This window comes from Pseudoflavonifractor sp. HNCC25GI2 (assembly GCF_058136395.1).
In genome coordinates, this window is record NZ_JBYUOW010000006.1 from 87,144 (window position 1) to 105,860 (window position 18,717).

Consider the following 18,717-nt stretch of genomic DNA (forward strand, 5'->3'; position numbering starts at 1 on the left):
TCAGCAATAGGTCCGGAGTGAAAATTCTGATCCTTCGCTATTTGCGCAGCAGCAGTTTTGTGGTACAATAAAATACATCATTACGACATGGATGGAGCGATACAGATGTCGGGCACGGCAGAAGAGCGAATCCGGGAACTGGAAGATCGTGTATGTTGTCTGGAAGCCATTATCCGCCATGTCAGTGAGGGGGTCATCCTGACCGATCAGGACTGCCGGATCACCGTCTTTAATCCTGCAAAGGAAAAGATGGAGCAGATGAAGGCAGAAGACGTGCTGGGCAAGATTTCCTGGGAGGCCTATTCCCATTCGAACCGGGAGATTTCGGAGCATCAGCAGGTCTTTGATACCGGGGTGCCCATTTTGAACGCGTACCGCCCCCACGCCTATGTGGGAGAAGTTCCCATCTACATCTATTATAGTACGTATCCTGTCATACGGGACGGCAAGGTGCTGGGTGTTTATACCGTCAGCCGGAACGAAACACTCCTTCGGGAGCTGCTGTATGAGACCATCGAGCACAAACGGAGCTTATACAGAGCGGAAGAAGAGACGGAAGAGGAACGTACGCTGGCCAAAGGCACAAAGTTTACCTTTGAAAATTTTGTGGGCTGCTCACCGCAAATCAAGCAGATCATTCGGGATGCCCAGACCATTGCTGGGCTGGATGCCTCGATACTGATCACAGGAGAGACGGGAACCGGAAAAGAGGTTCTGGCTCAGAGCATCCACAATTTTGGACGGGAAGACAAGCGCTTTGTGGCAGTCAATTGTGCCGCTATCCCCGACACGCTGATGGAGAGCACGATGTTCGGCAGCGTCAAGGGGGCGTTCACCGGTGCGGTGGACAGTCAGGGGCTGCTGCGGGCCGCGGAAGACGGGACACTGTTCCTGGACGAAATCAACTCCATGAGCACGGCCATGCAGGCCAAGCTGCTCCGGGCATTGCAGGAGCGCTGTGTTCGTCCGGTGGGAAGCATGGAGGAGTATCCCATCCGATGCCGGCTGATTTGCGCCAGCAATGAATCGGCTCGGGAGCTTTTACAAGGCAAGCTGATGCGGCAGGACTTGTTTTACCGCATTTCTGATTTTATTCTGGCAATTCCGCCGCTTCGAGAGCGGAGGGAAGATATTCTGGAACTGGCGAAGCGATTTATCTGTCAGTATAATCGGGAATTCCATAAGAATATAACCGGAATGTCGGACAGGCTGCAGGATCGGCTGCAGGCCGGCAGCTGGAAAGGGAATACCCGGGAACTGGAGCGGGTGATGCGCAGCCTCATGCTGCGGGTGCCCGAGGTGGAGTCAGAACTGGATCTGCAGAAGGACATTGAGAGTCTTCTTGGTCTGGAACATACGGCAGTGCGCCCGGAATCGTCTTATCTGGAGACAACGGACCTTCAGGCGACCTTGCGGCAGATTCAGACAGAGATCATTTCCTACCGCCTGGAGCGAAATAACGGGAATATTTCCCAGACAGCCAGAGATTTAGGGCTTCAGCGTCAAAATTTATCTCAGCGGATGAAACGGTTGGAGCTGGGAGAGACGCCTTTATAGATGCTGAATGCAAGGTTTTCGTTCTAATAGCAAGAAAAACTTGCACATAAATTTGACGCATGGTTTCTTATTGTACTGCAAAGAAGAAAAACCACGAAGAATGGAACCGTTTTCGCATCGTTTTATGAGAGAGCAGTTGGCATTAAAATTGCTGGTATAAAAAAGACAGTGTGTTTGGGGGCAAAGGTGAGAGGATGTGTTTTTTTGCCCAAATTGCTTTTGCGAGATGCAGTGCTGCACAGTGGAAGCATGAAAGCGTTCATAGCCTGAAACCGGTTTGGTTTTGGAGTAATAATAGGCTGTGATTACCAATGGAAAAGAGGTGTTTTACAGGCGCAAGTGTGTGAGTTACGTGCAATATTTTAGGAGGGAAGAAATTTATGACAGGATTACCACCCATACAGTACTTAACTTGGATCGACAACCTTACGATTGTGGTTGCGCTGATTGTTATCTTTTACGTCAGCCGCCAGCTGGGTAAAAAGGCCCAGAACATGGATGCCTACTACCACGCCAATAAGTCTCTGCCCTGGTCTTTGGCAGTAGGCACCATCGCCGCTTCCTGGTACGGCGGCAACGGCACCATCGGTACCGTAGGATACACCGGTACCATGGGTATCTCCGCTTTCTTCATCTGGTCTATCGGCGCGCACCTGAGCCGGTTCCCCCTGGCTCTGTGGGTAGCCCCCCGTATCTCCGTGAAGGTTAACACCACCATGACCGAGCTGCTCAATCGGTTCTATGGTAAGTTTGCCTCTTTCCTGGGCGCTATTGTCCTGGTTATCGGCAGCCTGTCCATTTCCGAGATTGCCTGTGCCGGTTACGTGGGCGAGGCGGCTTGGGGCGCCAACAAGTTTGTGGTGGCCATTATTGTTTTGGCCATTTCCTCCGCTCTGGCCTGCATGGGCGGCCTGATGGGCGTGGCGGTTACGGATATGATTTTCTTCTTCCTGATGATCAACTCCGTGGCCCTGGTGTTCCCCACCGCTTTCTTCAGCGTGGGCGGTCTGGCTGGTCTGGACGCTGCTCTGAACCCTGTGGACCCCTCTCTGATGACCCCTCTGGGCGGCACTCCCATTGGAAAAGCAATCGTGCTGATTCTGCTGTGTGTCAACATGTATAAGGACCCCGCTTTCTATCAGCGGTTCAGCGCTTCCAACGGTCCCAAGACCGGCAAGCGGGCCATGCTGACCTGCTTCTCCATCTGGCTGACCATGGACGTGTGCCTGATCTTCACCGGCATCATCCTGCGCGCTCTGGATCCCGCCATGACCGTTCAGCCCGAGGTTGCTTACATCCAGCTGGTTCTCAGCTATCTGCCTCCCGTGGCCCGCGGCCTGTTCATCCTGGGTATGATGGGCGCTATCATCTCTACCATCGACTCCTACTATCTGATTGGCGGCGAGATTGTAGCCAACGACATTATCGCTGTTCTGCGCAAGAAGCCGCTGACCGACCGCTGGTCCATCAATACGACCCGCGTCTGCTGCGTAGTGTTCGCTGCCATCGGCCTGGCCTCTGCGTTCCAGTTCCCCCTGGTGTACGACGCAGTTATCTTCCTGAGCTCCCTGGGTATGTCCGTGCTGTTCTGGCCCGTACTTCTTGCCATTATGTATAACGGCAAGAAGACCAATGTGGCCGGTGTGGCCAGCATGGTGGTGGGCGCTGTGTCCTGGGTGTGGTTCTACTTCAAGCCGGTCAGCGTCGAGGTGCTGGGCGGCCAGCTGGATCCCGTGCTTATCGCTCTGCCCCTGTCCCTGGTGGCCTACCTCATCGGTAACCAGTTCGGTCATGAGCTGGCCCGCGGCTTCGATGAGATTCCCGGTCTGGGCATTGACCTGTCCAAGCTGGACAGCAAGGCTCGTGAGGAGGCTCTGGTCAAGGCTGAGGCTGAGATCAAGAAGATGGTCAAGGTGGAGTGGTTCGGTATCGATGGTGCTCTGTGCCTGCTGTATGCCTGCCTTTCCATTGTCATCAGCTGGGGTATTATTACCCGCACCGATTGGCCCGTTGGCATTTTTGCTCCGGCCGTGGCGGCTCTGATGACCACCGGTATCTTCATCCGCTATCTGACCGAGGTGTTCACCTTCGGTAAGCATGCTGGCAAGCAGCATCATAAGTAAGCTCAGTTAAAGCACAAATCGGGGCTAGGCAGAGCCGGCAGGTTTTGCCTAGCCCATTTCAATCATGTTCAGCAAACACCTGGGAAAGGAAGGGACGTACCATGCGAATTGAGGTGACTCCGATCACCATGTCGGAGGAAGAGGCAATGAAAGTCGCCCGGGGCGGAGGAAATATCATCGGCAAGGCGATGTTTGGAAAGAAGGACATTACCCTGCAGCTTTGGTATCTGGAAAACCGGGAGGTCATTTTTAATCTGGACTATCAGCCGGCACCTCTGATGCGCTGGCTGGGTAAAACCGGCTCCAAGCGCCCCTCACAGAAAATCCGGATGATTGTGGAAGGGACCCGCTGCACGGCCAGCTATGCCGGGGAGCCCATCAATACCCGGGAAATTGAAATTGAGGATTCCGAGGCCATTCAGAAAACCACCTATTCGGACGAGGAGATCATCCAGACGGCCAAGCGTATGGCGGTGCGGATGGTCCGGCGGCAAATTGGGCAGGTGCCCAAGGCGGAGCTCTACCAGATGCGATCCATCTACCGCCCCTATTACATCGCTTTTTACGGCGAGCTGAAAATGGGGACACGGGTGCGCTATCTCCCCATTCCGGCAGACGGAAACCGGGTGGAGCGGGCTCTGTAATACCTGGGAAAGGAGAAAGAGTATGGAGCAGACGGTTGTTTTAGGCGGTACCGTTACACTGGAGGATGTTGTCCGGGTGGCCAGACAGCATGCTGCGGTGACCTTTTCCCCTGCCTACGAAGAGCGGGTTAAGCGCTGCCGGGCCCATGTGGATCAATTCAGCCGGGAAGGAAAGGCCATCTACGGCCTGACCACCGGCCTGGGGGATAACTGGAGAAAATTTATCCCTGAGGAGGACCGGGTGAAAATCCAGCGCAACCACATTTTAGCCCACACCTGCGCGGTGGGTGAGCCCATCCCGGAGGAGTGTGTGCGGGCCATCATGTTCATCATGCTGGTCCATTTCGGCTGCGGCTATACAGGGATCCGCCTGGAGACCCTGGAGCTCATTCGCCAGATGCTCAACCGGGGCGTGACCCCACGCGTACCCGGACATGGGTCTGTGGGCTACATCTCCCTGGAGGCCCATGTGGGTATGGTGCTCATCGGGGAGGGGAAGGCCTGGTATCAGGGCGAGCTGCTCCCAGGAGGTGAGGCGCTGGCCCGCGCCGGCCTGGAGCCCACCGTCCTGGGGTCCAAGGAGGGACTGACCATGGTGTCCGGTACCACCTCAGTGACCGCCTTTTCTGCGCTGGCTCTCTATGACGCAGTGACGCTGGCCCTCACGGCGGACATTGCCGGAGCCTTCTCCCTGGAGGTGCTGAAGGGGACCCTGATGGCCATGGATAAGAAAATCATGGACGTCCGGCCACACCGGGACCAGGGAAACACGGCGGCCAATATCCGCAATATCCTGCGGGACAGCCCTATCGTGGAGAAGTACAGAGGGTACCGGGTCCAGGATGCCCTGTCCATCCGGTGCATGCCTCAGCTCCACGGAGCAGTGAAGCAGTCCATCCGCTTTGGCTTGGACACCCTGGCGGTGGAGCTGCAGTCCGCGGTGGATAATCCGTTGATTTTTGAAGAGGAGGACGGCAGTGCTGAGGCGCTGATGGGCTGCAATGCCGACGGCAGTTACATGGGCATTGCCTCGGACCTGCTGACCATTGCGGTGACTGACCTGTGCAAGATGTCCTCCAGCCGCATTGACCGCATGCTCAACCGTCTGGTCAGTGAGCTGCCCGCTTTCCTCAACAAAAACGCGGAGTACAATGACGGCCTCATGATGATTCAGTACACCGCCGCCGGCCTCATGGGAGAGCTGCGTGTGCTCTCTCACCCCGCGGTGGTGGACAATCTGACCACCTGTGCCAATCAGGAGGACTACATCAACATGGGCTACAATGCGGCCAAAAAGGCCTACGATGCCATTGGATTGGCCAAGTATATTCTGGCCATTGAGCTCATCTGTGACGGCCAGGCTCTGGATTGCTATGAGGACCGGAGCTGCTCCAGTGCCACCGGAGCAGTCTACCGGCTGCTGCGTACGAAGGTGCCGGAGCTGGAGAACGATGCCGCGCTGGAGCCCCTCATCGAGGCGGTGGCCGCGCAGGTCATGGACCGGGCCTATATCCGGGCCGTGGAACAGGAAGTAGGAACGCTGGAATTTTAATCAGGAAGGAATATGGAGGAGGATTCCCAAATGGAACTGAAGCAGCTGACAATGGAGGAAAAGAACAAGGCCCTGGACCTGTTTGACACGCCGGTGCAGTTTCGGCCGGAGGCCCTGAAGATGCTCTCCCAGCAGGAGCTCAAGCTGATCCTGCTGATGGAAAAGGCGTGTATCCCGGAAAAGGAGCTGGAACAGCGGATTGGGGAGGCCGGGCTGGCCCGTTGCCCCGAGGCACTCATTGCCTCTGCCTATTCCCGGGCCGTGCTGTGCAAGGTGCGGGATGAGAACGGCGGCCTGCAGTACCAGGTGACCGATTTTTACAGCCGCTTCCCCTACTATGCCCAGTTTGAGTATGAAGAGTATGTCCGGATTCCCCGGGCTCGCCGGGAGCTGCTGAACCAGTGGGATCTGGAAGTGTATATGTCTCAGTATGAGGATGTGGTCAAGGCCAAAATGCGGGGTGAGGACGTCTTCATGCACGATGGAGACTTTATGACCCTGGACGAGGCCTGCGAGGCAGTTATGAAGCAGGACTTCATCTGCCGTGTCCCCTGCAACTGCAAGTACATGATGGACCTGACCGATAAGCCCCGGGATGTGTGTATTCACTTCCGCCACGATGATAATTCCGCTTGGGACCGGGGCCATGGCCAGCGGATTACCGCTGAGCAGGCTGTGGAGCTGCTCCATGAGTGGAACAAGCGCGGCCTGATGCCCAACGGCAAGCCTGAGGAGGAGGGCGGCTTCTGCAACTGTGATTGCCCCTCCTGCTACCCCATCCAGATGGCCAAAAAGCTGGGCTCCCAGGGGAAGTACCCCAGAGCCTACTGGCAGCTCCACTGGGATGAGAGCCGCTGCATCAACTGCGGACGCTGCACTCAGGTCTGTAACTTCCAGGCCTTTACCATGGGGGAGGACAAGAAGGTCTCCTTTGACCCGACCAAGTGCTGGGGCTGCACCGTCTGTACAAATAACTGCCCCAAGGGTGCCATCACCCGTACCCCGCTGAAGTAAAACCGGATTATCGCCTGATTCCGAACAAAAAAGTCCGTCCATTCCAAAGAATGGACGGACTTTTTTGACGTTTCAGAGTATTCAGACTTCTCCGATGCGATCCAGCAGCCGCCCGGAGCGAACGAGCTCATAGGCGTCCCGGATATCCTCGAAGACGTTCCGGCCGCTGGAGAGGGTGGGGATGACCTCGCGGATGGTGTCGTAGGCGATCTGGGTGTACTTGCCCAGGTGAATGTTGTCCCGCAGATCCACAGCCTGAGCGGCGGTCAGAGCCTCCATGCCCACCAGATAGCGCAGGTTGTCCACAATCTGCAGGCTTCTGGAGGCCACCAGGGGCAGGTTGCTGGCGTGATCCTCAATGCCGCCCTGCATGTGGTAAAAGTCCACAGAGGAGGGATTGATAAGACTGCGGTTTTCCGCATCGATGGCGGAGTAGGTGTTTTGAATGGTGGAATAGCCGTGGGCGCTGCCGTCCCGGGGAGCCAGGAAGCGGGTCAGGCCGGTGAACTCCGGAGAACCCATCTTGACCAGGCGGTAGTTGACGGTCCGGGAAAGGTGTCCCAGGGCGATGGAGAGCATCTCCACACCTACCGCCAGGGAGGTGGTCTCAAAGTTGGAGTTTACATACAGATGGTTCGTCCCGGGGATGATGCAGGGGTTGTCCGAGGGGGAATTGAGCTGGATGCTGAGGATGCGTTTGACGAAGTTGAGGGCGTCCACCACCGTACCGGTGATGGTGAAGCCGCCCCGGAAGGACAGGGGATCCTGAAGGGCACGGTCGGGGTGGTCCTCGTGGAGGTAGCTGCCCTCCAGATAGCGGCGGCACCGGGCGGCGCACTCCATCTGGCCGGGCAGGCCGCGCAGCTTGTTCACTTCCTCGCCCATGGCCTCAATGTTGCCGTTGAGTCCCTCATAATCCAGACAGAAGATAAGGTCGGACATCTTTACCAGCTGCTCCACCTGCCAGACCAGGGATGCGGCCATGGCCTCGCCCTGACAGTTGGAGAGAATAATAGTGTGGGCGTCCTTCAGTGTCAGGTGCAGGGGCTTGAGCCCCTCAGCCTCCATGGCCTGGCGGGTGGGAACCAGTTCCCCCTTGTAGCTCACCTCACCCTCGCCGATAAAGGCGAGGCCCATGTGGGAGATGGTGGTGATGTCCGCCTCGCCTACCGAGCCCCGCCGGGGTACCCGGGGGATGAGGCCGTGGTTCAGAAAGTCCCGGTAGCTGTGGGCCAAATCGTCCGAGGCGCAGGAGGCGCCAATGAGCATGTTGTTCAGCCGGATGGCCATCATGGCCCGGACCTCTTCGTCGGTGTTGTAGGGCTCCATGCCCAGGGTGTGGCTGCGAATGATTTTCAGATTCTGAGTCTCAAAGTAGCCCTCGTCGATGTCCTGGTCCTTGTTCCAGCCCACACCGCGGTTAAAACCGTAGATGGCCTTGCCGCCCCGGGCCAGATCCTGCATCACCTGGCGGCCGTGAGCCAGCCGGGCGTAAGCCTCGGGGGCAATCTCCACGGGGCGGCCGTTACAGGCCACATCGTGCAGCGCCTCCAGGGTCAGATTGCTGCCGTTCAGTACAAGTGTTTCCATAGTTCATTCTCCTTTTACCGGATGGACCGTCATACCGAAGGAATACGTTCCAGAAGCACGCCGGAGCGGATTAAGTCATAGGCCTTCAAGATGTCGCCGCTGATGCTCCGCGGCTCGTCCAGGGTGGGAATCTTTTCCCGGATGACATCATAGGCGATCTGGGTGCACTTGCTCAGATGGACGTTGTCCCGCAGATCCACGGCCTGGGCGGCGTACAGCGCCTCCATACCCACCAGATAGCGCAGGTTGTCCACCAGCCGGAGGGCCTTGGCGGCGGCCAGAGGCAGGTTGCTGGCGTGGTCCTCAATGTCTCCCTCGATGGAGAAGAAATCCACGGAGGAGGGATTAATCAGCAGACGGTTTTCCGCGTCCAGGGCGGAGAAGGTATCCTGCACCTGGGCGTAGCCCAGAGCCTTCCCGTCCCGGGGGGCCAGGAAGCGGGTCAGGCCGGTAAACTGGGGACCGCTCATCTTAATCATGCGGTAATTGATGGAACGGGCCAGGTGGCCCAGGGCAATGGCCAGCATTTCCACGCCCACGGACAGGGTGGTGGTCTCAAAGTTGGAGTTGACGTACAACTGCTCCGTGCCCGGCATGATGCAGGGGTTGTCCGAGGGGGAGTTGAGCTGGATGCTCAGATAGTCCTGAATGTAGTGAATGGCATCCATCACCGTACCCGTGATGGTGAAACCGCCCCGGAAGGTGAGGGGATCCTGGAGAGCACGGTCAGGGTGATCCTCGTAGAGGTAGCTGCCCTCCAGATAACGGCGGCACCGGGCGGCGCACTCCATCTGGCCGGGCAGGCCGCGCAGCCGGTTTACTTCCTCGCCCATGGCCTCAATGTTGCCGTTTAACCCCTCATAGTCCAGACAGAAGATGAGATCGGACATCTTGACCAGCTCCTCCGCCTCCTTGAGGAGAAGAGCGGTGGTGGCCTCACCCTGGCAGTTGGAGAGCATGACGGTGTGGGCGTCCTTCAGTGCCCAGCGGTAGGGGGGGAGTCCCTCTGCCTCGATGGCCTGATGGGCCTCCACCAGCTGGCCGCGGTAGTGGACCATGCCCTCGCCGGCAAAGGCCATGCCCATGTGGGTGATGGTGGTGATGTCTGCCTCACCCACGGAGCCCCGCTTGGGGACCTGGGGCGTAATGCCGTGGTTGAGAAAATCCTGGTAGCGGTTGGCCAGCTCATCGGTGGAGCAGGAGGCGCCGATGAGCAGGTTGTTCAGCCGGATGGCCATCATGGCCCGGACCTCTTCCACAGTGTTGTAAGGGGGGAGTCCCAGGGCGTGGCTGCGGATGACTTTCTGGTTTTCCAGTTCCAGGGCGTCCTCGTCCACACCCCGGTCCTTGTTCCAGCCCACACCCCGGTTAAAGCCGTAAATGGCTTTGCCCTGGTGGGCCAGCTTCAGCATGGTCTGCCGCCCCTGAGCAAGACGCTGATAGGCCGCAGGGTCAATTTCCACCGGACAGTCCTGACAGGCAATAGCATACAGGTCCTGCAGCGTCAGGTCATGTCCGGTCAATCGAACAGCATTCAAAGGTCACGTCTCCTTTCCAAAAGCTGGATGACCTGGTGCTCCGTGTCAATCCGGATCCGGTCACCGTTCTGAATGGTGTTATAAAAGGATTCCTCCACCCGATCCACCATGGGCAGCTCCATAATAATGGCGCTGGAGACCAGCACGGTGTCCGGCTCCCGGACAATGAGCCCCAGGGGCGCGGTGCCGTGCTGTTCCAGCTTATACATGCCGTCCATCTGGACCACAGAGCTGCCCTTTCCGCCGGGGAAGACCAGGATCTTTCCCTTGACACTGATCCCCTCCAGACAGTGGTCTCGCTCGGTGATGACCCCGGTGGCCGGGTCGGCGTGGTAAAAGAGAATCTGGTCCTGAGAGAGGAGCACCTCTCCCTCCACAATTCCCCGGGAAATCTCCCGGCAGGAAAATGTCTCATTCATCTCAGCATACCCTCCCGTTCTGCGCCCAGCGGATGCAGGTGCTTCGGTCCCGCACCGCCAGTTGGATGCCGGAGGTCTCCATATAGTAGGCCCCCTTTGGAGAATCGGTCACGCCCGGCCGACCCGCCAGATAGCCCCAGCAGCAGGCCTCGTCCACGCAGGTGTCCGGGATGAGCTGGGCGCCCCGATCCAGAAGACGCTGTTCCAGCCCGCATTCCCGGGCTCTGGCCTTGACGGTGGAGGAGGTGAGAATGTGGATGGGGATCTGGGAGGATTTTTGGGCCAGCAGTCCGGCCACCTCCTCCAACTGGGAAAAGGTGTAGTGAGGGCAGCCCAGAATGCAGTATTCGATGGGGCCGGAGGGGCTGGGAGAGAAAGTCTCCAGGGCCTTTGCCAGGTCCTCGTCGGTAATGACTACCCGGCGCTGCGGATCCTTTCCGCCGAAGGCGTCCTGCATGTCCCTTACTTCCGCCGTGACGCCCGGGATGTGGAAGAGGTCGAAGCTGCCGGAGACATTCAGCTGGGTGCCCAGAGCAATGAGAGCCTCGGTGGAGATGTCCCGGGGCAGCCCCAGAAAGGCGGGGATGCCCTTGCCAATTTTTTTGCCCATCAGTCCCAGAACAGCATAGTCGAAGTCACTGCGGAGGGTGGCCTGAACCTCCACTGCCACGGTGGCAAAGCGGTTTTTCTCCAGCAGCATGCCGTACTCCGGGGTGAAGCCGGTCACCGCGGCGCACAGGGCGCTGGCCGCGCTTTCCCGGTTGGTGCGTGCTCCCAGCACGGAGTTGACGAAAATGGTGGCGTTGGTCTCGGAGAAGGCCACAATTTCTCCGAACTTTGGGACATTGTCGCCCAGATAGGGGGTGCAGCTGTACGTCATCCGGGCGCCCAGCTGTCGGTAGGTCCGGTCCACCTGGCGCATATTTTCCACAGCCGCCTCACTGATCTGCCCGCCGAAGTAGTCCAGGGAGTAGCCCGGATTGACGGTGGGCGGGACCGCGCAGCTGGCCCCCGCCGCCAGCAGCTTGCCGGAGAACCACAGGTCGGCCTCCTGGGCGCTGAGGGACACGTGGGCCCGGGTGATGGGCACCAGACGGGGCGCGTCAAAGCACTTGCCGATGCCCACTAATACCTGCATGGCCATGGACTTGCCTTTTCCCCAGGCGCCGTCCAGCATCTCCTGCTGATATGCGGTCAGTTCCATGATGAATGCCCCTTCTTTTTATTTGTGATCGACGGCCAGGTTGCCCGCCTCGGTGTCGTAGCCGGAGTAGAATCCGCTGCCCGACTTCATGCCCAAGTGGCCGGCGTCGATCATCTCCTTGAGCTTTGCCGGCGGCTTGTCCCGCTCGTCGCCGCTGGCGGCGTAATAGGAATTTTCAATGTTGTAGATGGTCTCCAGGCCGATGAGGTCCATCAGCTTGAAGGGGCCAATGTTGGTGTTCCACTCGATCATCCAGCCGCGGTCAAATTCAGCGGGATCGGTGTAGCCGTTGGCCCACAGATAGAGGCACTCCCGCTTCACAGCACGCCACACCCGGTTGATGGAGTAGCCCTTGATCTCGTGTTCGGTCACCACCGGCTCAAAGCCCAGGGTGTGGTAGTGGGCCATGGCAGCCTTTTTGGTCTCCTCAGAGGTGCTGGGGTTCCACATCATCTCCAGGTAGTTGTTGCGGATGGGGTCGTCGTGGTCCACGGAGAAGGTCAGTGTCTTCCGGTGGTCGGAGACCCGGGCGTAGATGTCGCTCATCAGGAGGGAGGAGGTGTTGGAGTTCAGGTAGCAGTCGGGAGGACACACCTTGTCCAGCTGCTCAAAGACAGCCTGCTTGACCTCAATTTTTTCCGGAACGTTTTCGACCACCAGCTGGGCGTCCTTGCAGGCCTCCTCCAGGGTGCGGGCGTAGGAGATGCGGCTGCGCAACGCGTCCGCCTCCTCCTGGCTCAGCCGGCCCTCTTCCATAAAATAGGCCAGCCATTTCTCAATTTTATTTTTGCAGGTCTGAATCGAGGCCTCCGTGCGGCTGTATCCCACCACGGTTTTGCCATACAGCGCGTTGCGGAAGGCGATCATGGAGCCCTGGGTACCAATTCCTACAATGGTTACACGATGAATGTTGTCAAGTTCAGGCATAGCGCACCTCTCCTGTCAGATAAAAGTTGGCACAGGCCGGGAAAGCCGGGCCTGTGCATTTATTAAAAGCAACTTTCGTGCCAAATGAATATGCAAGGGACGGGAGACGGATTTTATCAAAAATCAGCGCAATGCTGGACAGAAGAACTATGTGCGATGAACGAAAAAGATGCGGATGTACTATTTTGATACACTTATTTTAATTCACTGGAGATCCGGTTTTTCCACGGAGAGCCGTTTCATCCGGGCCAGCAAATTCTGCCGGCCAATGCCCAGACTGGCTGCGGCCCGGGTAACGTTCCCGCCGCTCTGCTCCAGGGCCTGGACCAGAAGCTGGCGCTGATAGTCCCGGAGCAGGCCGTTCAAGTCCCATTGCCGGGGCGACTCCTGGGGAGCGGCGTCCTGGGGCTCGCTGCAAGCGGGCTGAATTTCCAGGGCGTAGGCGGGAATGTGGGCATAGGTCAGCTCCTCCTCCGTTTCACCTACCCGAAGCATCATGTTTTGAATGACATTTTGCAGCTCCCGGATGTTGCCGGGCCAGCGGCCGCCCCGCAGCCAATCCTCCAGATCAGAGGACATCCGCTGTATGTGCTTGCCGAATTCCTTATTGTAGAGCTTGATAAACAGGTGGGCCAGCTCCACGGTGTCGCCGCTTCGCTCCCGCAGCGGAGGAATGGAGAGGCAGAAGCCGGAGATGCGGTAAAACAGGTCGCTGCGCAGCCGCTTTTCCTGGAGGAGAATTTGGGGCTCCTCGTTGCTGGCGCAGATCAGACGGCACTGGATGGGGTACTCCTTAGCGCCGCCCACCGGGCGTACACAGCGCTCCTGGAGGGCGCGCAGAAGCTTTGCCTGCATAAAGGTACTCATGGAGTTGATTTCATCCAGAAAGAGGGTGCCGTCTCCGGCCTCCCGGAACAGGCCGCTGCGGTCCACAGAGCCGGTGTAGGCACCCTTTACCGTGCCGAACAGAACACTTTCCACCAGATTTTCCGGGATGGCGGCGCAGTTGATGGCCACGAACTTTTTCCGCTCCCGTCCGAAGTTGTGAATGCTCTGGGCCAGTACCTCCTTGCCGGTGCCCGTCTCCCCGGTAATGAGGACGGGCGTGTTCAGAGGGGCCACCGTCTGGGCCTCCCGAATCAGGCTTTTCATGGCCGGGGAGCTGCCCACCAGATCGGAGAAGGTGTAGTGGGTGCCCGGGGCCTTGCCCACCAGCTCCAGCCGCTTCACGTCCTCCTTGTTGAGAAGGCGCTTGTGCTCGATGGTCTGGTACAGCAGCTCCCGCAGAATGGTCTCGTTGCGGCTGATGGTGTAGACCCCCAGAGTCTCCCCGTCCCGGATAACTGGGTAGGTGCTGTAATGGATATAGATGGGGATATCGCCCACGTAGGCGTGGGGGCGGTAGGCGTTGAGAATGGGCTTTCCAGTATCAAACACCCGCTTGTGCTCGGATTGCTCCTTGCTGGAGTGGGAATAGGCGTCCCAGGAGATTTTGCCCAGCACATCCTCCGCCTTCATCTGTTCCATCTGCTCCTTGGCCGGATTGAAAACGGTGATTTGACAGGCGCGGTCGGTGAGGATTACACCCTCGCTGACGTGCCGGATAATCTCGCGCAGGCAGAAATTTTCCTCTTCCAGGTGCTGTAAATGCCGCTGTTCCTCGTTTGTCATGGCTGGAATCTCCCTGTTTCAGTTTCTGTGGTCAGTATAGCATAGATGGTGGGAAAGGTCGAGCTGCCCGCCAGCTTCCAGAGCCTGGTCCCAAGCCCGGAGCCAGCCCCGGACCAAGGGACGAGCGGGAAATAAAAATCCCCCGCACAAGCAGTGAGCGAATGCAGCGTGCTTGTGCAGGGGGATTTCAAAAACAGTTGTTGCTTACCGATGGTCGCAGGTATGCTCGCCGCAGGGGTGGTCCGAGCAGCTGTGCTCCTGACCATCGTGGTGGTGGCTGCAGGAGACATCGGGGTTATAGGCCAGATTGCCGGAAAGCAGGTCGGCCACAGCCTGGTCCGCACTGCCGGATACGCCGCCGTACAGACGAATGCCGGCCTGGTCCAGAGCGGTGCGTGCGCCGCCTCCGATTCCGCCGCAGATCAGGGTGTCAACGCCGTGCTGCTGGAGAAAACCAGCCAGAGCGCCGTGGCCGCTGCCGTTGGTGTCCACTACGGCGGAGCCGGTCACCGCACCGTTGGCAATCTCATAGATTTTGAATTGCTCCGTGTGACCGAAGTGCTGGAAAACCTGTCCGTCTTCAAATGTTACCGCAATCTTCATGTGTCTCGCTCCTTTTAACATCAATCAATCCATAATAGCGGTATCGAATCAAACCTCTGCCGCCTGCGGCAGGAAAGTGGGTGAGCCGTGTAAAATATGTTCATCCAAAACTATTCTAGCGCCTTTTGCATAAAAAAGCAATAAAACATCTTTCAAGGATTGGGCCACGGAGAGACAGTGCGTTCCCGAAACCGAACGTTGGAATGCGGGGCGAAAGTTGTCGTTTAAAATGCTCCGAATTTATCCTACCACCTTAACACCGGAAAAACGAAAAAAGCAAGTAAAAATAGGCATTCAGTTTTCTTCGCGGACAAATAAAAAAGCCTGGAAACCCATTGAAAATACTGGGTTTCCAGGCTTTTGCTGGAGCAGGTGAGGGGAATCGAACCCCCGTGTTCAGCTTGGGAAGCTGACATTCTGCCATTGAACTACACCTGCATTAGATTAGCTTTTATACTATACCATAAACCAAATGGCTTTGCAAGCAAAAAATAGGAGGAAAAAAGGCGAGGAGAAGGGGGGAATCGAAAAGAATTTGCTTGCGTTTTTAGCTGAGGTATAGTATAATAAAATAAAAGTAATGAGAGGAGTTACTGATAATATGAAATTCTATGTATGCGAACATTGTGGAAATATTATTACCATGGTCAAGAATACCGGCGTGCCTGTGATGTGCTGCGGCCAGAAGATGACGGAGTTGGTTCCCGGCACGGTGGATGCCGCGCTGGAGAAGCATGTTCCCGTGGTTGAGACCGCTGGAAATGTGGTGAACGTAAAGGTGGGCTCTGTGGAGCACCCCATGCTGGCGGAGCACTTCATCCAGTGGATTGCCCTTGAGACCAACCAGGGAAGCCAGATCAAATATCTGCAGCCCGGACAGGCGCCCCAGGCCAGCTTTGCGCTGGCAGAGGGCGAGGAGGTCAAGGCGGTGTATGAGTACTGCAACCTCCATGGGCTTTGGAAAGCCTGAGCGCCAGTAGAATGTTAAAAAAGGCCGGCTTTGGAAAAAAGCCGGCCTTTTTTCTGCTTTTTCGCGGAAACATACATTGACATGGAGGGAAAATGTCCCTAAAATAGACCTCGTGTTAAAAAGAAAGGGGAGATCCTGTTATGGATTCCAAGGGGAGCGCGAAGCGAAGCAATCCCGTAGCCCTGCTGCCCATTCTAGTATTTTTGGTGCTGTATCTGGGGCTGGGCATTGTATTTGAATATGTGCTGAAAATTGAAATGGGCTTTTACAGCATTCCCATCGTTGTTGTGTTTATGGTGGCTTTGCTGGTGGCCTGTCTGCAGAACTGGAAGCTGAGCTTTGATGACAAGCTGGCGGTCATGGCCCGGGGCGTAGGCGATAAGAATATTATGACCATGATTCTTATCTTCCTGGTGGCCGGTGTGTTTGTGGGCGTCACGGGTCGTGACAGCGCGGAAGCGGTGGCTTACTTCCTGTTGTCCATTACCCCTGCCTGGGCCTCGGTTGCGGTACTGTTTGTGGCGGCCTGCTTTGTGTCGGTGGCCATGGGCACCTCGGTGGGTACTATCACCTTGATTACTCCTATTGCCGTGGCAGTGGCCAATGTCTCCGGCTTCTCCCTGCCCCTGTGTATCGGATCGGTGATGGGCGGCGCCATGTTCGGCGACAACCTGTCCTTTATTTCCGATACCACCATCGCGGCCTGCAACACCCAGGGCTGTGAAATGCGGGACAAGTTCCGTGCCAACTTCAAGATTGCCCTGCCTGCGGCCATTGTGACGCTGGTGCTGATTCTGGCGGCCTCCTTCAATGCCGGGGTGGAGCACATTCAGATTCCCGAGTATAACCTGCTGCTGCTCATCCCCTATGTGCTGGTACTGGTGGGCGGTATTTTTGGCCTGAACGTGTTCGTGGTGCTGCTGGTAGGCGTGTTTTCCGGAGTGCTCATCACCCTGTCCACCGGAACCGTGGACGCCATGAATCTGCTGAGCAGCATGGGCTCCGGCGCCTCCGGTATGTTTGAGACCATTATGGTTACCATCCTGGTCTCCGCCATGTGCGGCCTGATTCGGGAGAACGGCGGCTTTGCCGCTCTGCTGGCCTTTATCCGCCGGGTGTTCAAGGGCGGTGTAGGCGGACGGCTGGGCGTGGGCCTGCTGGTGGGTGCCATGGATATTGCCACCGCCAACAACACTGTTGCTATCGTGATGGCTGGCCCCATCGCCAAGGAAATCAGCCAGGAGTACGGCATTACCCCCAAGGAGTCGGCCTCCCTGCTGGATACCTTCTCCTGCGTCTTCCAGGGAATTATTCCCTACGGTGCCCAGATGCTCATCGCTGTGTCCACCGCTACGGAGCTGGGCAGCGCGGTGTCTGCCTTTGAGATCATTCCCAATCTCTTCTATCCCTACCTGCTGGCGGTCAGCTCGCTGGTCTACATTGTGCTGTTGGGCAGCCGGAAGAACCGGAAGTAACCGCCCTTTTCGAAACAAATCCACAGGACTGCCGCGGTCCCGTTCCGCGGCAGTCCTTTTGCGCGGAAAAAAGAAAAATTTTTTTGGATGGAAGAAGGAATTTGTCCGCCGATTGCGTATAAGATAAGTAGCTTGTACTGCAGAAAGGAGGACGTTGGCATGACCTTGCGCGAACGGGCGCAGAAGCGGGAGGAGCAATTGTCTCCCTATGCCTGCCGATCGGCCCAGTCCAGGGGGCGGCAGCGGCCGGAAGAGGAATGTCCGGTCCGAACCCCCTTTCAGCGGGACGTGGACCGTATTGTCTACTCCAAGGCGTTCCGGCGCCTGAAGCACAAGACACAGGTGTTCCTTCAGCCGGAGGGCGACCACTACCGTACCCGCATGACCCATACCCTGGAGGTCACCCGTATTGCCCGGACCATTGCCCGGGCGCTGGAGCTCAATGAGGATTTGACCGAGGCCATTGCCCTTGGCCATGACCTGGGCCACACCCCCTTCGGCCACGCAGGAGAGCGGGCGCTGAACAGCCTGATGCCCGGAGGCTTTGCCCACTATCAGCAGTCTGTGCGGGTGGTGGAGCGTCTGGAGAAGAACGGGGAGGGGCTGAACCTCACCTGGGAGGTGCGCAACGGAATCCTCTGCCACACCAAAGGGGAGCCCGCCGCCACACTGGAGGGGCAGGTGGTCCGGCTGGCCGACCATATCGCGTACATCAACCACGATATTGAGGACGCCCTGCGCGGCGGCATCATCTACCCCATCGATATCCCTCTGGAGGCCTCCAACGTTTTGGGCTTCACCCACGGTGTGCGCATTGACACCCTGGTCCAGGATGCCATCCAGGCCAGCGAGGGACAGAAGGAAATCCGTCAGTCCCCTGAGGTGGGCGAGGCCATGCAGGCCCTGAAGGAATTTATGTTTGCCAGCGTGTATACTAACCCCTTGGCAAAGGGGGAGGAGGGCAAGGCCCAGGACATGCTGCGTATGCTGTTTGAATACTATCAGCGCAATCCCGACGAGCTCCCTGACGACTTCCAGTTCATCCGGGCGGAGGAGGGCGTGGACCGGGCGGTGTGCGACTACATCGCCGGCATGACCGACCCCTTCGCTGTGGAGCGGTTCAAGGAGCTGTTCATTCCCATGGGCTGGACGCTGAAGTAAGCAAGGCCGGCGATGTGGGGCCCCACACAGTGGGGCGGCGCGATAAGCGCAGTAAATCCGCGCCTCAGGCGCGGATTCCGGAGGGGCGGATTCACTCCGCCCCGAGGATTGAAATCAAAAGGGCTCCCGCGGGGCTCACGCCCCGTGGGATACGGCATGACCGCTCCCTTCGCTGTGGAACGGTTCAAGGAACTGTTCATTCCCATGGGCTGGACGCTGAAATAGGGAGAGAGTCGGATAATTCCCAGTAAAAATGGCTAAAAATAGGG

Annotated in this window: 15 protein-coding genes and 1 tRNA gene; 8 read left to right on the forward strand and 8 right to left on the reverse strand. The window is 57.7% G+C overall.

The features are described from left to right. Positions 1 to 87 precede the first annotated feature (87 nt). From AC3YUO_RS09470 to AC3YUO_RS09490, 5 genes are all read left to right on the forward strand, one after another. Positions 88 to 1,557, forward strand: coding sequence for a sigma-54 interaction domain-containing protein (locus AC3YUO_RS09470; RefSeq protein ID WP_489962791.1), 1,470 nt, complete (start codon positions 88 to 90; stop codon positions 1,555 to 1,557). A gap of 380 nt (positions 1,558 to 1,937) precedes the next feature. Next, positions 1,938 to 3,680 (forward strand): sodium:solute symporter family protein, encoded by a 1,743-nt coding sequence (locus AC3YUO_RS09475; protein WP_489962792.1) that lies wholly within the window; start codon positions 1,938 to 1,940, stop codon positions 3,678 to 3,680. Between the two features lie 101 nt (positions 3,681 to 3,781). Beyond that, on the forward strand, positions 3,782 to 4,324 hold the full coding sequence (locus AC3YUO_RS09480) for a hypothetical protein (protein WP_489962793.1): 543 nt from the start codon (positions 3,782 to 3,784) through the stop codon (positions 4,322 to 4,324). 22 nt (positions 4,325 to 4,346) lie between these two features. Next, positions 4,347 to 5,876 (forward strand): HAL/PAL/TAL family ammonia-lyase, encoded by a 1,530-nt coding sequence (locus AC3YUO_RS09485; protein ID WP_489962794.1) that lies wholly within the window; start codon positions 4,347 to 4,349, stop codon positions 5,874 to 5,876. Between the two features lie 30 nt (positions 5,877 to 5,906). After that, a complete protein-coding gene (locus AC3YUO_RS09490; RefSeq protein WP_489962795.1) occupies positions 5,907 to 6,890 on the forward strand; it encodes an ATP-binding protein in 984 nt (327 codons plus the stop codon). An 81-nt stretch (positions 6,891 to 6,971) separates the two neighbouring features. Here AC3YUO_RS09490 and AC3YUO_RS09495 read toward each other — a convergent pair whose 3' ends face one another. The 8 genes from AC3YUO_RS09495 to AC3YUO_RS09530 all read right to left on the reverse strand — a co-directional run bounded on the left by AC3YUO_RS09495 (position 6,972) and on the right by AC3YUO_RS09530 (position 15,280). Next, positions 6,972 to 8,480, reverse strand: a complete 1,509-nt coding sequence (locus tag AC3YUO_RS09495; protein ID WP_489962796.1) for an HAL/PAL/TAL family ammonia-lyase — start codon at positions 8,478 to 8,480, stop codon at positions 6,972 to 6,974. A 29-nt stretch (positions 8,481 to 8,509) separates the two neighbouring features. After that, entirely contained in the window at positions 8,510 to 10,018 is a 1,509-nt protein-coding gene (locus tag AC3YUO_RS09500) for an HAL/PAL/TAL family ammonia-lyase (protein WP_489962797.1), read from the reverse strand. Then, positions 10,015 to 10,437 (reverse strand): aconitase X swivel domain-containing protein, encoded by a 423-nt coding sequence (locus tag AC3YUO_RS09505; RefSeq protein WP_489962798.1) that lies wholly within the window; start codon positions 10,435 to 10,437, stop codon positions 10,015 to 10,017. Before AC3YUO_RS09505 ends, AC3YUO_RS09500 begins: the two co-directional genes overlap by 4 nt. A 1-nt stretch (position 10,438) precedes the next feature. Next, positions 10,439 to 11,641, reverse strand: coding sequence for an aconitase X catalytic domain-containing protein (locus AC3YUO_RS09510; protein ID WP_489962799.1), 1,203 nt, complete (start codon positions 11,639 to 11,641; stop codon positions 10,439 to 10,441). Positions 11,642 to 11,659: 18 nt separating this feature from the next. Next, positions 11,660 to 12,568 carry a 3-hydroxyacyl-CoA dehydrogenase family protein gene (locus AC3YUO_RS09515; RefSeq protein WP_489962800.1) on the reverse strand — a complete coding sequence of 303 codons (909 nt, stop codon included), beginning with the start codon at positions 12,566 to 12,568 and terminating at the stop codon, positions 11,660 to 11,662. Positions 12,569 to 12,772: 204 nt separating this feature from the next. Further along, positions 12,773 to 14,239 carry a sigma-54 interaction domain-containing protein gene (locus AC3YUO_RS09520; protein ID WP_489962801.1) on the reverse strand — a complete coding sequence of 489 codons (1,467 nt, stop codon included), beginning with the start codon at positions 14,237 to 14,239 and terminating at the stop codon, positions 12,773 to 12,775. A gap of 204 nt (positions 14,240 to 14,443) precedes the next feature. Next, on the reverse strand, positions 14,444 to 14,842 hold the full coding sequence (locus tag AC3YUO_RS09525) for a NifB/NifX family molybdenum-iron cluster-binding protein (protein ID WP_489962802.1): 399 nt from the start codon (positions 14,840 to 14,842) through the stop codon (positions 14,444 to 14,446). 364 nt (positions 14,843 to 15,206) lie between these two features. Continuing rightward, positions 15,207 to 15,280: transfer RNA gene (locus tag AC3YUO_RS09530), tRNA-Gly, on the reverse strand. A 163-nt stretch (positions 15,281 to 15,443) separates the two neighbouring features. Between AC3YUO_RS09530 and AC3YUO_RS09535 the strand changes: the two genes are divergently transcribed. The 3 genes from AC3YUO_RS09535 (at position 15,444) to AC3YUO_RS09545 (ending at position 18,448) form a co-directional block, all read left to right on the forward strand. After that, entirely contained in the window at positions 15,444 to 15,812 is a 369-nt protein-coding gene (locus AC3YUO_RS09535) for a desulfoferrodoxin family protein (RefSeq protein WP_489962803.1), read from the forward strand. 140 nt (positions 15,813 to 15,952) lie between these two features. Further along, the gene (locus tag AC3YUO_RS09540; protein ID WP_489962804.1) at positions 15,953 to 17,287 is read left to right on the forward strand and encodes a Na+/H+ antiporter NhaC family protein; all 1,335 of its coding nucleotides are present in this window, start codon (positions 15,953 to 15,955) and stop codon (positions 17,285 to 17,287) included. 159 nt (positions 17,288 to 17,446) lie between these two features. Further along, complete coding sequence (locus AC3YUO_RS09545) at positions 17,447 to 18,448, forward strand: deoxyguanosinetriphosphate triphosphohydrolase (RefSeq protein ID WP_489962805.1); 1,002 nt, start codon at positions 17,447 to 17,449, stop codon at positions 18,446 to 18,448. Positions 18,449 to 18,717: the final 269 nt, after the last annotated feature.